The following is a 14,018-nucleotide window of genomic DNA, read 5'->3' on the forward strand; positions in this document are numbered from 1 at the left end:
ACGTTATTGTTGTTCTAGCAGCGCGCAGAGCGGTGCGCTGGGGTGTTCAAGCAACTGCAAGTGCGTATCCAGTTGCATCACCAAATTCTGCTCCGGCGTAAAGGCCGGCCACACGGGCAGCCCCTTGCTGGCCGGATCGCCGCTGTGGGCGAAGCTCAACCAGTACTCGATCATAGCCGCAGTCAGCGTACGGTCGCCGACATCGGTGGGCAGCCAGCTGTCGTGCGTATCGAACACGTAAGGCAGCTCCGCACCGTGATACGCGCCCATGCCGGCCGCCTTGTCGCCCGGCCTGACCCGGGAAAAATAATACATCCAGCTGCGGCCGCCGGCAGCATCAATCGCAGCAGCGAGATCCATAGACGGGCAGACATACATTTGCCCGGTGATGGCCGCATCGAGGGCGCGCCGTTCATCGCCTAGCGCAGCGAGCACCGTCGCGGCTTGTGCATGCAGGTCTGCGGGCAGGTTCTCTTCCAGCCAACCATCCAGAGTATCATCCGGGGTGAGATAGATTTTCCATTCATCCGCATTGCTGCCAATCAGCAGGTCTACAGCCGGCAGTTGCCCCAGGGCAATACGCCCGGACAGAGCCACCGGCAACACGTCATCGCCCGCCACGGGGTCAAAACCGGAGTCGGCATAGACGGCTTTCGCAGCCTGGTCGAGTTGCGCTGCAGGCAGTTCACGCAGCTCTTGCAGGTTCTGGGCACCGACCGCTTCCTCTAGCGCAAGCCCCTGCGCCTGGGCCATCGCCAGCGTCGGCATCTCGCGAATCACCCAGCCGGCGCTCTGGTGGACGAGCCGGTGATACAGACCATCGGCACCGGGCATGGCGAGCAGCAAGGAGATATTGGAAGCCCCCGCCGACTCACCCACAACCGTCACCCTGCCTGGGTCGCCGCCCGCAGCTGCGATCCATTGCTGAACCCAGGCCAGCGCCGCGGCGATATCCTGCATCGCAAAGTTAGAGCTGCCCAGTTCCGGGTGCGCGAAGAAACCAAAGGGGCCAAGGCGATAAGCGACAGAGACGACAACGGCGCCACGGCTTGCCAGTTGGTGGCCGTGATAGTTTGGCTCATAGGACCAGCCGCCCTGATTACTACCGCCGTGAACGTAGACGATCACCGGAAGTTTGCCGCTCTCAGCGTCCGCTGGTCGCCAGATATTGAGGTACAGGCAGTCCTCACTGACCCGCGGGGCGACCACGATCTGGGGGTCGCCACCGAAGCCCGCGACGACGTCCCGGTACCAAGACGTAATGTGATCGCCCTGGTAGCAGGCAGGCGCGAAGCTTGTCGCCTGGTGAACACCGGCGCTGTAATCGGGTGCCTGGGGCGGCTCCCAGCGCAGGGCACCCACCGGCGGTCGGGCGAAGGGGATGCCGAGAAACGCCTCGACTTCACCCTTCATGACAGCGAGGCCCTTGAACCTCGTATCACCCAACACCAGGGTCGGTTTTTCCGCGGCGAACCCTGGCAGCACAAGTCCAATAAGAAGCGCCAGTGCCAGCAGGGCGCGTGTCATGTCAGTCGTCGATCCGCACGACAACGCAGCCACCGAAACCGCCCTGCTCAATCAGCTCGTGGGAACGCGCCATTTCATTGAACGGCAGGCTGTAGGCAATGCGATGCTGCAGTCGGCCATTTTCCAGGGCGTGGCAGGTATCGCGAATCGCGTCCTGCTTCGCCTGTTCGGGCATGGCATAGACGATGACCATGCGGACAGTGAGATCCATAAACATCATGTCGCGAAACGGCAGGCTGGGCTCCGGCACCACGGTAGAAGAATAGGTGGCAATAGTGGCACCAATACGCACACACTTGAGGACCTCCGGCAGGTTGACGCCAAACTCAACCTCGACCACCCGATCAATCTTGTCACCGCCGTTCGCAGCCACCACCTGATCGCCCCAGCTCTCACTGCGGTGGTTGACGACTTCGCTGGCACCCATGTCACGACAGAGGGCCTCGTCCGCGGCATTACTGGCGGTCGCGATTACTTTCGCACCGGCCTGGGCTGCCCACTGAATAGCGTAGTAACCGACACGGCCTGCACCTCCAGTCACCAGGACAGTCTGGCCGGCGACATCACCATCGGCGAACACACAGCGATGCGCTGTCATCATGGGGATGCCGACACAGGCGCCAACGTCGAAGGACGCTTCGTCGGGCAAGCGGGGCGCGAGCGCCTCGTCCAGTGCCACATACTCGGCAGCCGTGCCCAGTCGGCGGCCATACTGTGCCTGGTAAACGAAAACTCGCTCACCAACGCGCCCCGGGGCCACCCCCTCGCCCACGGCCTCAATCACACCGGCGCCATCACTGTGGGGAATCACCAGGCCATCATCGAGCAGGTTGGGAAAGGCACCGGCGCGCTTTTTTACATCCGAGGGATTCACGCCCGTGGCGTGCAGGCGCACCAGGACTTCGCCCGGACCCGCGACGGGTGTGGGTTGTTCGCCCAGGACAAGAGCGTCCTGCGCAGAGCCAAAGGTTTCGAACCAGGCTGCTTTCATTGTCATAACTCCTTGAATCGCTTTAACCCAGCCAGTTGGACAGGCCTTCTGTATGGCCGTCGATGCCCAGTGCCTGGCCGGAAATACTGTGACCGGCGGGGGAACAGAGGAAGCGCACGGTCTCCGCGATATCCTCTGCATCTACAAACAGGCGCATGGAACTTTGGCGCTGGTAGACGTCGCGTATTTCATTCGGACTGACACCTCGCTCCTTGGCGTCCTTATTAATCACGTTTTCTATCCGCGGCCCGTTAACACTGCCCGGGCACAACGCATTCACGTTGACCCCGTCAGGACCGAGTTCCATCGCCCAGGTCTTGGTCAGACCAATGATCGCCCACTTTGCAGCCGTGTAGGGAGAGCGCAGGGGGAAGCCAAACAGTGCGGCGTTGGACGCCATGTTGACGATACTGCCCCCGCTCTTCTTTAAGAGCGGCGCCGCCAGACGCGTGACGTAAAATGCACTGTTCAGGTCTACTGCAATGGTGCGATCCCAATCCTCGGGCGCAATATCTTCCACAGAAGCGGTGGGCCCGGCGATACCGGCGTTGTTAATCAGGATATCCAGTCGGTCGTAATGCGTCGCCATCTCAGCAAACAGACCCTCTACCTGGGTGGCGTCGGAAACGTCGCAGCAACTGCCAGTGATGCCGACCAACTCGTTAGTGCAGGCATGCAGTGCTGTCTCGTTGATGTCACAGATATGCACGCTGATACCATCTGCCAACAAGCGCTCGGCAATCGCTCGGCCAATACCCGATGCCCCGGCAGTTACCAGGGCAACTCGATGTTCACTCATTATTTTCCTCGGCCAGCGGCCTGACGGCCCATCTTTATTGACGCCAATGCTGGCAGTCACCCGGTCAGGGCGCAAATGATTTTAATCCATGCACACATGAAAAATACTCACCATTTTCTATCTAGTAGCTATCATGTAAGCTAACCCGACACATGTACACCAGAAAAATTCTAACTCGAGAGTGTTGTGACAGGATTCCAGCAACGACGCAAACTTCCCCCGCTGAACGCCTTACGCGCCTTTGAGGCCGCGGCCCGGCACCAGAGCTTCAAGGATGCTGCAGAAGAGCTGGCGGTCTCCCAATCGGCGGTGAGCCACCAGGTCAAGGCCCTGGAGGACTATCTCTCCACCAGCCTGTTCACCCGCAAGACCCGGGCGGTGGAGCTAACCCGCAAGGGCAACATGCTCTACCCCATTTTGCGCAATGCCTTCGACAGCATTTGGGAGGGCACCCAGATGCTGCTGGAGGAAACGTCGATGTCCGTGCTCACCCTGCACGTGTATTCGACCTTCACTATGCGCTGGCTGCTACCGCGATTGCCGCGCTTCCAGGAGGCACACCCGAATATCCAGGTGCGGCTGCACACTTCCCAGGCGGACGTCAATTTCGCCCAGGAGGATATCGATGCGGCGATCATGGTGGGCCAACCCACTGACAGCAACCTGCACTATGAATTCCTGTTCGACTGCGAGTTGTTTCCCGTATGCAGTCCGGGCTACCTGGAAAAGAATGGCCCCATCGAGCAACCGGAAGATTTGGCCAACCACCCATTACTGCAGGTCTACCCCTCGGGCGGCGACTGGTACGTATGGCTGGAAGGCAATGAGGTCAGCGGTGTGTCGCCGGATTCTGGGCTACAACTGGAGAGCTATGACGTCGCCCTGTCCAGTGCGGTACAGGGCATAGGCATTGCCCTGGGCCAGCAACCCTATCTGGAAGGCGAGCTGGAATCCGGCGACCTGATAGAACTTTTCCCCGACCAACGCCTGCCCAATACCAATCGCTGGTACCTGGCCTACCGCAGTGAAAAGCGCCACACGGCGAAATTGGAAGCGCTCAGCACCTGGCTGATAACTGAGGTGCAGAACGACCCCAACCTGCCTCAGCTGTCGAGGGGATAGCGCTCTAACACCGGCCCCAGTGACTCCTTGAGGGGATCCAACCACTGCTCGAAGGGACGCCACCTGTCCATGCCGCTGCGATTGATCGGCTGGCGCACCTGCTCTGAGCTGGCTGTACGCACGGTGCGTGTATTGTCGTGGAAATTCAGGCAGGCTTCCTCAAACGGCAGGCCGCAGTAATCCAGCAGGCGCCGCACCTGGCCTTCCGTATCCGCCACCATCTCTTCGTACTGCACGCGATGCACGCGCCCGGGCAGCACCGCGTCCCAGAGGTCCATCAACTCGACGTACTCGCGGTAATATTGGCCGATGCGCTGTTGGCCATAGGTAAATCCCTGGCCCGAGGCAAACAGCTGCTTGAACCCACTGAAACAACAGTCCATGGGGTGGCGACGGGCATCGATGATTCGTGCATTGGGCAGGATCAGGTGAATCAGGCCCACGTGAACGAAATTGTTGGGCATCTTGTCGATGAAATACGGCGCGTCGGTGACTCGCTGCACCGCCGTGCTGTCCAGATACCCCTGCCCCATTGATGCCAGCTGCTCGGCATCCATGGCACCCAGCGCCTCGGGGTACTGGGATTTGTCGTCACGACGCTGCTTGCCCGCGATTTTGCGCGCCAGCGCCATCATATCGGCCAATTCCGCGGTCCCCTCAACCTGGGAGTGGCTCGCCAGAATCTGTTCGATCAGGGTGGAGCCGGCCCGCGGCAGACCCACGACGAAAATCGGGTCGCGCGCCTGGCAGCCCTGCCCCTCGCGCTGGGCAAACAGTTGTTCACTAAAGAAGCTGCGCAGGCGCTGGCACTCCTCGTGAAAGGCGCGGCCGTCCCAGGGCACGTTGCGGCCCCGAACCTGGTTGCCCTTGACGTAGGCGGCCATAGCCTCGCGGTACTCCTTGCGGTCCTCCCGCGCCTTGCCCAGGGAAAACAGCAAGTGATAGTAGTCGCGGAAGGGACACTTCTTGTTCTGCAACAGGCCTTCGATATGGGCGATCTGCTCGTCGCTGAAACGGTAGGTTTTGAGGTTAGCCAGGCTCCAGTAGGCCTCGCCGGCACCGCTGTCCAGAGCAATACATTTTTCGTAGGCGGTGACGCAGCCCTCTACCCTGCCGACGGCGCGCAGGGCGTGACCGTAGCTCAAATGGGCCTGGCGATGATCCGGATGCATCTGGAGAATACGCTCAAAAATCGGCAACGCATCCGCGTGCTCATTAATCTCCACCAGGTTGGCTGCTTTCAGCGTCAACCAGGCCGCATTGTCCGGCTCTTTGGCCAGTAACAAGTCCAACTGTGCCAGCGCATCGGCGTAGCGATGCCGCTTGTACAGCGCATTCGCCCAGGCATATCGGGCTGCATCGTAATCTGGTGCCAGCTCGACCGCCCGGGCCAGCAATCGGTCAGCGTCGCGCAATGCGCCCAACGCCATGCCCACCTCGCCAAGCATGCGGATACCGTTCACATCGGCGGGGTTATCGTGCACAAACGGCCGAAGTAGAGCCTCGGCCTTGGCAAACTCGCCCGCAGCGATATGCCTGGCCGCATGTAGCAGAGGCGTCGGCAGCTGGGTACTGGTGCTTGGGGAATTCACAGGTGACTCACTATCAATCAGGTTAATCCAGTCTAGGGCCAGAGGGATCAAAAAAAAAGCCGCCGACCTTACGGGCGGCGGCAGGAGGTACTACACCGCAAACACACTTAATCGAAGCGCATACCAAAACTCACGCCAAAGGTGCGCGGCTTGTTTACCGTCACCAGGCGCTGGATATCGACACTATTGATGTACAGCTCGGCCACCTCGTCGGTGAGGTTCTCACCGTACAGCGTCGCATGCCAACCATCACCTTCGACGCGCAGGCTTGCGCTCAGCAGGCCGTAGTCATCCATCTTCTCGCGATTGGAGAGGAACAGGTCGTTGTACATCTCGTCCGTGTAGGCGTAGTTCACCTGCAGGGCGGACGGCATCTGGAACATGTCGAAGGTGTAACGAGCAGTTGCCGTGTACTTGTTGTCGGGCGTGAACGGCAGGTCCTGGCCGTCTTCTGCATCCGGTACAGCTGAACTGTCATTCGCGTAGTAGTCCTCGGTCAGCTCTGCCTGGTTGTAGGCGTAGGCCAGGGACAGCTCGATATTCTCAGTCGCCAGGAAGGTCGTGTCGAACTCAAAGCCCTTACTCTCAGCGGTACCGACATTGTCGACGAGGCCCAGCAGGGAGATGTCCGGGTTGAAGAAACCGAGCTGGATATCATCCCAGTCCATGAAGTAGACCGCACCGTTGAGGCGCAGGCGCCCGTCCATCAGGGTGCTCTTGAAGCCCAGTTCATAGCTATCGAGGAAATCCGGGTCATAGGTTTCGCCAACACCGGGAGAGCGGTTTGCGCCACCCGGGCGATAGCCCTCTGCGTAGGTGCCGTACACCATGACATCGTCAGAGATATCATAGGTCAGGTTCACCTTCATGGTGCCATCGTCATAGCTTGCCTTACTGTCAACATTATCGGGCGGACGGGTGGGTGAGAAGCCGAAGCAGCAATTTGGCCAGAAAACCGTACCAACAAAGCCTTCCAGGGTGGTTTCGCCGTCAAAGTAGCGATAGCCCACTGTGCCGGCCAGCGCATCAGTAAAACGGTAGGTCAACTCACCGAAAACAGAGACTTCGCTGTCCTCGCGTATCTGGTCAGTCTGAAAATAAAGATCGTCCTCCACCGCCGCACCGGGGTTAATAGTTGGCACAGACCAACGACTGTCGAAGGCGGTCTCCTGCTCGGAGTAGAAGGTGCCCACTATCCATTCGACTCGCTCACCCTGGGAGGCCAGCCGCAGTTCGTGGGTCTGGAAGGTCATTTCCGAATGGTTGGAGTACTGAATACTTGGATCGACACAGGGCCCAAAGTAAGACACATAACAGGTGTAGTAAGGCTCAACAAAGCCGTCTATGGAATAGTGTGAGTAATCGTTGTAGGTGTCGAAGTCCCGGTCGAGGTATGAACCGGCGTAGGTTAGGTCCGCGAAGCCCAGATCACCTTCAACGGTCAGGGCGAATTGCGCCCATTCGTCTTCCTGGCTGTCTTCGAAAAAGCGGTCAACTTCAAAGTCGTCGAACTCGGTGGGATCGTGGTCCCACACGCCTTCCGACTCCAGCTCCTGGTACATTGCGCTGGCAGTGGCGGTCCAGCTGTCGTTCAGGTCGACCATCAAAGCTGCGCGCAGCCCCCGCTTCTCAGACGTATTGAAATCGTCTTTCACATAACCGTCATTATTGCGGGTGATGCCGCTCAGTGGATAAGTGATGGTATCGGGTACAGCGTCGATATAGCCTCCATCGTCATCCCACCAGGCGGTCAGGCGCAAGGCCGCTGAATCGCCAAGGGGCATGTTCACAAAACCTTCGGCCATGTAGCCGTTGTCGCCGTCAGATATGGTTTCCGCCGACAGGTCAAAGCCCGCTTCGAATCCATCAGTGCTGGGCTTGTTGGTTATGATTCGCAAGTTTCCTGCCTGTGAGGCAGCCCCGTAGAGGGTACCCTGGGGCCCCATGAGTACTTCGATGCGCTCGACGTCGTAGACGTGAACGTCCAGGTTGAAACCAATGGCTGTCACCGGCTGCTCATTCAGGTATACCGCTACGGACGGCCCCTGCAACGATTGGTTACTATTGCCGCCGTCAGATATTCCACGCATGAACAGGTTGGCCTGGCCTGGCCGACGCTGGGTAAACGACACAGAGGGCAACTGCATCACGTAGTCCTGGAAATTGGTGATATTCAGGTCGTCCAACTGGTCCTGGCCCAGGGCCTGAATGCTGATGGGAACGTCCTGGAGACTTGCTGCCCGCTTGGTAGCGGTCACAACAACCTCTTCCAGTTGCATTGAATCCTGTGCCTGGGCTACAGGTACTCCCGCAACTGCAGCTATAAGGCCCGCTCGCGCAATCTGACCAACACTCTGCGATAGATAGCGGCGTTTGAATGGAGCGGATGTGCTAGGGCAAGGGTTGGTCTTGCGCGCCATGTTTTTCTCCGATGTTTATAGTTATGCAAAGGTGTGTTACCACCTGTCAGGAGAGTACGCGTGGGCAGGCCATGGCGGCAAACGAGGAATTTTGCACGACACATGAGATTATCTTATGTATATTCGAAAAAGGCCGCTTGAACACTGATCATTCGAACCGGCCGAGCCCAAGCGCAGGTATGGCATAACCTTCCCGGCCGAGCGACCGGGAACGGCAGGGCGGATATCAGCCCTATAGCAGGACCGAGACTCCCTGGCAGGGCTGGCTGGTGTAGACAGTCTCTTGCAAGCCGGTCTCCGCCTGGTAGCGCCCAGCTACCGCAGCAATAGCCGGCGCCACCAGGTGCTCCGGCAGCAGCGCTACGACACAGCCACCGAAGCCGCCGCCCGTCATGCGCGCGCCGCCCTGCTCGCCCGCGACGCCCGCCAGAATCTCCACCAACAGGTCGATCTCTGGAGTTGTGATTGCAAACAGGTCGCGCATGGAGGCGTGACTCGCCGCCATCAGTTCGCCAAGGCGCGGCAGGTTGCCCTGCTCCAGTGCGGTGACCGAATCGAGCACCCGCTGGTTTTCCTCCAGCACATGCTGCGCGCGATTGGCCGCAACCGGGTCGAGCTCACCTGCCGCTGCGGCCAGCTGTTCCAGCGAAACATGCCGCAGGCTGCTGGCCCCGAAGTGCGCTGCCACTGCCTCACACTGTTGGCGCCGGGTGTTGTACTCGCTGTCGACCAGGCCGCGTTTGACGTTGGAATTAATCATCAACAGGCTGAGCGTGCCCGGCAGGCTGACAGGGATCATGGACAGGTCCTGGCAATCGATCGCCAGTGCCTGCCCCGCAATACCGGCAGCACTGATTAACTGGTCCATAATCCCGCAGGCGCAGCCGACAAAGTCGTTCTCCGCCGCCTGCCCGACCTTGGCCAGCGCCAGCGGGGACGCGTCCAGCCCACTGGCCAGCAACAGCGCTTTTGCCAGCCCCACTTCGAGCGCGGCTGATGAGCTCAGGCCGGCACCCTGAGGCACATTGCCAGTGATAGCGAGGTCGCAGCCACGCAGGTCGTAGCCGCGCTTGAGCAATTCCACGGCAACACCGCGCACATAATTGCTCCACTGCTGGGTCGGGTGCGAAGCCACCTTGCTGTCGAGGTCAAATCGGTCTGTCTGGGCGTCCCAGTCCAGGGCCACCACATTGATGACGCGATCTTCACGGGGCCGCACAGCGACCAGGGTTTCATAAGCGATGGCACAGGGCAGGACAAAGCCCTGGTTGTAATCTGTGTGCTCGCCGATGATATTGACCCGGCCGGGTGCCCGAACGACCGCCGCGGGCGCGGCGCCATAGGCATGCTCAAAGGCCAGCTGTAGTTCTTTACGCATGATTATTTGCTCTTGTAGTGTATTGAGGGCAATTCGCGCAGGCGCCGGGCCGCTTGCTCCGGGGTCAGGTCGCGCTGCACCTCAGCGAGCATTTCGTAGCCCACCATGAATTTCTTTACCGTGGCTGAGCGCAGCAAAGGCGGGTAGAAATGAGCGTGCAGCTGCCAGTGATCGGCCTCACTGCCCGCCGGTGCCCCGTGCCATCCCATACTGTAGGGGAAGGAGCAATTGAACAGATTGTCGTACCGGGTAGTCAGGTCGCGCAGAATTTCTGCGAGCGCGTCGCGCCCACCGGCGTCGAGCTCACCGAAGTGGCGCAGCGGCTTGAGCGGCAATAACAGCGTCTCAAACGGCCAACTCGCCCACCAGGGCACCACAGCCAACCACTGGTCATTGGCACTGACCACACGCTCGCCTTCGGACCGTTCACGCAGGGCATAATCCAGCAACATCGCTGCGCCGTGGTCGCGGAAGTACCCTGCCTGCTGCTCGTCTTCCCTGGCTGCCAGGGTAGGCAAAAAGTCACTGGCCCAGATCTGGCCGTGGGGATGCGGATTGGAGCAACCATTGATTGCTCCCTTGTTTTCAAAGACTTGCACCCACTTGAAGCGCTCCGACAGCGATTGCCATTGCTCACACCAGGTGTCCACGATCGCTCTCACCGAAGCCACCGGCAGTTCAGGCAACGTCAGGTCGTGCCGCTCGGAAAAACAGATCACGCGACTGGTCCCGGACACCGCTTCCATCGCTATCAGGGGGTCGTCTTCGCGGTGCTTGTGACCTTCGTCCTTGAGCGCGGCAAAGTCGTTGTCGAACACCCACGGGCCACGATAATCGGGGTTCACTTCACCGTTTACACGGGTATTTCCCGCGCAGAGATAACAGGATGGATCGTGCGCGGGCAGCGCGCTTTCGTCGGCGTCTTCAAGCTGACCCTGCCAGGGGCGCTTGGCCCGGTGGGGCGACACCAATACCCAGTCTCCCGTGAGAGGATTTCGCCTGCGATGGGGGTTATCTTCGCGGTTGAAACTGGCCATAGACTCCTCTCAGATTGCTACTCCAGAACCGAGGCGATATTCTACGTCTCCGCGAGGCGCCTGTCGCGACTCCGCAGCAAAAAACACGGTAAAAATTGCAATTTTTGCGCTGTTCCATGACACTTTATTTCTCGATCGCAACAACAACGAATCAGCGATGTCACGTCACTGCGATTGCACAAAAAACTAGAGATGCGCCCACCATGCAAACCGCCACACAAAAGCAGCAACAATCCATCGCCACCGTCGTCGGGGCGCTTCGCCAGGGCGACCTGCAGGCGGCAGAATTGCTCTGTCGCAACTACCTGAGAGACCACCCGGGCTCAGTGCCACACCTGCAGTTGCTCGCGCGCACCCTGGTGCACAGCGGATCAATCGGCGCTGCTCTGGAGCCGCTGCAAATGGCGATTAAACTGGCGCCGGATTTCGCACCGCTTTACGAAGACCTGGGCAATATCCGCGGGATGAGCGGCGACCACAATGGCGCTATTGAAGCGCTCAAGCGGGCGGTCCAACTTGACCCACAGCTGAGCAGCGCGCACAAGAAACTCGCCCAGGCGCTGCAGGCCACCGGGCGCCACGATGAAATCGATGAGGCGATGGAAGGCTACCTGGATCACGATTCCGAGGCCGCAATGGTGGCCACAGGCGCGGAACACTGGCGCGCCGGCAGAATGGCCGAAGCGCAAACCGTGTTGAAAAAAGCACTGCGCAGCAACCCTGACAATGTCGACGCCATGCGCTTTCTGGCTATGGTGTACCACGCCGAAGGCAAATACATCGACGATGCCGAAGCCCTGTTGCGCCGGGCCATTGCCATCGCACCCGACTTTCACCAGGCGCTGGGCAACCTCGGCCGCATTCTTATCGAGAACGGCAAAAGCGAAGAAGCCGCGGAAATCTACGAGCGCTGGGTAGAACTCAAGCCGGACAACGACGAGGCCTGGTCCGGGCTTGGCCGTGCACGTGCTCACCTCGGCGAGGTGGAAGCCGCCGCGACAGCCTATCGCGAATCCATACGTCTAAATCCGGACGTTGCTTCTGTCCATATGGCACTGGCTCACATGCTCAAGACAATTGGCAAGCAGGAGGAAGCACTGGCGGCATACCGGGAATCTGTGCGCATCAAACCCAGCCTGGGCGAGAGCTACTGGAGTATGGCCAATCTCAAGATCTTCCACTTTGAACCGGAAGAAGTGGACGCCATGGAAACGCAACTGGCCGGTGGCGAAGTGTCTGAACAGGGACAGGTAAATTTCCATTTCGCGCTGGGCAAGGCTTACGAGGACGAGCGCAACTATGACAAGGCCTGGCATCACTACCACAAAGGCAACCAGTTGCAGCGCACCCGGGTGGACTACGACCCGGTGGAGAACGAGATGCACCTGCAGAAACTGCGCGACGTATTCACCGCAGAACGGATGGCGGAATCTCGCGACTGGGGCCACCCTGATGCAGCACCCATTTTCATTGTCGGTATGCCCCGCTCCGGCTCAACCCTGATTGAGCAGATTCTCGCATCCCACAGCCAGGTGGAGGGCACCGCAGAGCTGCCAAACCTCGCAGCCATCGCGACCGGCACCGGAAAATACCGCCACGATGGCCTGGTCTATCCCAGTACGGTAAACAGTTTCACGCCCCGTGACTTTGCAGCCTACGGCAAGGAATACCTGCAGCAGGTTCAGCGCCACCGGGTTGAGGGCGCGCCGTTCTTTATCGACAAGATGCCGAACAACTTTATTCACGTGGGCTGGATCGCAATGACCTTGCCCAACGCAAAAATCATCAATACCCGACGGCACCCTCTGGACAGCTGCCTGGGCGTTTACAAGCAGTTGTTTGCCAAAGGTCAGCATTTCACCTACGACACGTTCGAACTTGCCGAGTTCTATCACACTTACGTGGACATCATGGATCACTGGCACGAGGTACTGCCGGGGCGCGTGCTGGATGTGCACTACGAAGACACTGTGACAGACCTGGAACAACAGGTCCGGAAAATTCTCGACTACTGCGAACTGCCCTTTGAGGACAACTGCCTGCGCTACTACGAGACGGAGCGCGCAGTCAAAACGGCAAGCTCAGAGCAGGTGCGCCAGCCCATTTACACCAGCGCGCTGGGCCTCTGGCAAAAGTATGAAAAACACCTGGGAGAATGGCAGGAAGTACTCGGCGATGTCATTGATGACTTGCCGCCCTCAGTGAGAGCAGCAGCCGGCTAAACCTAAAAGGGCCAGACTTCCAGGCCATGGATCGCATTGCGCACATCCGTGGAGAGCATGACGCTCAATATGGTCTTTCCCGACTTGAGGTCGTGTACAGAAATGGTCGAGGGTGAGGAACCGGCTGCCAGCAATCCATTGCCGAGCACGCACAGACCGCGACCAAAACCGGGCCGGGCAACCCGGCTGTCATCCAGCCCCTTCCCGGTCATGTTTTCCGCGGCCGGCACCGGCACTTTAAAGGCGCGGTCCTCCTGCGGATCGCGACTGGCAAATCGCACACAATCAGCTTGGGTGTCGTTAAACAAAACGCCCTTGCCATAGGGCTGGGCGTTGTGGGTGCCTGCCGGCAGGCTGGCACTGAGATTGACCTTCTTGCCATTGAAATGGATGAGGCCGCCACTCTTCACACCGGCAATGTACATCCCATCGTCGTTGGCGACCACGCTGTTAATGTGCAACTTGTTCAACTGCAACGGGCCCTCATCACCGCGGGGGTCGAAGATCTTACCTTCGTAGCGATAGCCCGTGTCTTCGACATGCAGGGCCCAGTGGAATTGCTGCTGCTCGATGTCGAATGCGAGAATGCAGTCATACCCGGTAGATGTGAGGAACACCTGCCTCTGGTGCACGCTGATCTCGTGACAGTGTTTCAGGAACGGGTTACGCCACGCGCCAAGCAGCTTGAAGTGGCGATCAAAAGCCATCAACTCATCACTGGCGGCAATGAACACCGTGTCGCCCGCGAACGCGATGCCGCGCAAACCGCGATCGGCACCCCGCCCATGCCAGTTGATATCCATGGTGTTCCAGTCGAGCACCTGCTCAACTTCCTGCGCCTTCAAATCGACGAGGTAAACCCCACCGTGACTGTCGCCCTGCTGGGTGCCACGTACGACGGAACTGGCGATTAGTGTTGTCATTGCTGTC

10 protein-coding genes are annotated in these 14,018 nt (G+C 59.4%); 2 read left to right on the plus strand and 8 right to left on the minus strand.

All coding sequences use genetic code 11. From position 1 onward, the window contains the following. Positions 1 to 3: 3 nt before the first annotated feature. The 3 genes from F0M18_RS18050 to F0M18_RS18060 are packed head-to-tail and all read right to left on the minus strand — an operon-like array spanning position 4 to position 3,317. Positions 4 to 1,527, minus strand: coding sequence for a carboxylesterase/lipase family protein (locus F0M18_RS18050; RefSeq protein ID WP_149612866.1), 1,524 nt, complete (start codon positions 1,525 to 1,527; stop codon positions 4 to 6). 1 nt (position 1,528) lies between these two features. After that, positions 1,529 to 2,518 carry an NADPH:quinone reductase gene (locus tag F0M18_RS18055; protein ID WP_149612867.1) on the minus strand — a complete coding sequence of 330 codons (990 nt, stop codon included), beginning with the start codon at positions 2,516 to 2,518 and terminating at the stop codon, positions 1,529 to 1,531. A 22-nt stretch (positions 2,519 to 2,540) separates the two neighbouring features. After that, entirely contained in the window at positions 2,541 to 3,317 is a 777-nt protein-coding gene (locus F0M18_RS18060) for an SDR family oxidoreductase (RefSeq protein WP_149612868.1), read from the minus strand. 186 nt (positions 3,318 to 3,503) lie between these two features. Here F0M18_RS18060 and gcvA point away from each other — a divergent pair, with 186 nt between their 5' ends. Beyond that, a complete protein-coding gene (gene gcvA / locus F0M18_RS18065; protein ID WP_149612869.1) occupies positions 3,504 to 4,439 on the plus strand; it encodes a transcriptional regulator GcvA in 936 nt (311 codons plus the stop codon). On the opposite strand, the gene F0M18_RS18070 is transcribed toward gcvA, so the two are convergent. The 4 genes from F0M18_RS18070 to F0M18_RS18085 all read right to left on the minus strand — a co-directional run bounded on the left by F0M18_RS18070 (position 4,421) and on the right by F0M18_RS18085 (position 10,866). Continuing rightward, positions 4,421 to 6,031, minus strand: a complete 1,611-nt coding sequence (locus F0M18_RS18070; RefSeq protein WP_262500990.1) for a tetratricopeptide repeat-containing sulfotransferase family protein — start codon at positions 6,029 to 6,031, stop codon at positions 4,421 to 4,423. The two genes, gcvA and F0M18_RS18070, sit on opposite strands and share 19 nt — an antisense overlap. 107 nt (positions 6,032 to 6,138) lie before the next feature. Continuing rightward, positions 6,139 to 8,310, minus strand: a complete 2,172-nt coding sequence (locus F0M18_RS18075) for a TonB-dependent receptor (RefSeq protein WP_262500991.1) — start codon at positions 8,308 to 8,310, stop codon at positions 6,139 to 6,141. Between the two features lie 373 nt (positions 8,311 to 8,683). Next, positions 8,684 to 9,829 (minus strand): galactokinase, encoded by a 1,146-nt coding sequence (gene galK, locus F0M18_RS18080; RefSeq protein WP_149612871.1) that lies wholly within the window; start codon positions 9,827 to 9,829, stop codon positions 8,684 to 8,686. 2 nt (positions 9,830 to 9,831) lie between these two features. Continuing rightward, positions 9,832 to 10,866, minus strand: a complete 1,035-nt coding sequence (locus F0M18_RS18085; protein WP_149612872.1) for a UDP-glucose--hexose-1-phosphate uridylyltransferase — start codon at positions 10,864 to 10,866, stop codon at positions 9,832 to 9,834. Positions 10,867 to 11,069: 203 nt separating this feature from the next. On the opposite strand from F0M18_RS18085, the gene F0M18_RS18090 reads away from it, so the two are divergent. Continuing rightward, the gene (locus tag F0M18_RS18090; RefSeq protein ID WP_188109797.1) at positions 11,070 to 13,088 is read left to right on the plus strand and encodes a tetratricopeptide repeat-containing sulfotransferase family protein; all 2,019 of its coding nucleotides are present in this window, start codon (positions 11,070 to 11,072) and stop codon (positions 13,086 to 13,088) included. A 2-nt stretch (positions 13,089 to 13,090) separates the two neighbouring features. On the opposite strand, the gene F0M18_RS18095 is transcribed toward F0M18_RS18090, so the two are convergent. Beyond that, a complete protein-coding gene (locus F0M18_RS18095) occupies positions 13,091 to 14,011 on the minus strand; it encodes a hypothetical protein (RefSeq protein ID WP_149612874.1) in 921 nt (306 codons plus the stop codon). Positions 14,012 to 14,018 lie beyond the last annotated feature (7 nt).

The sequence above is a fragment of the Pseudohalioglobus sediminis genome (assembly GCF_008370495.1).
Taxonomy (GTDB): Bacteria; Pseudomonadota; Gammaproteobacteria; order Pseudomonadales; family Halieaceae; genus Halioglobus.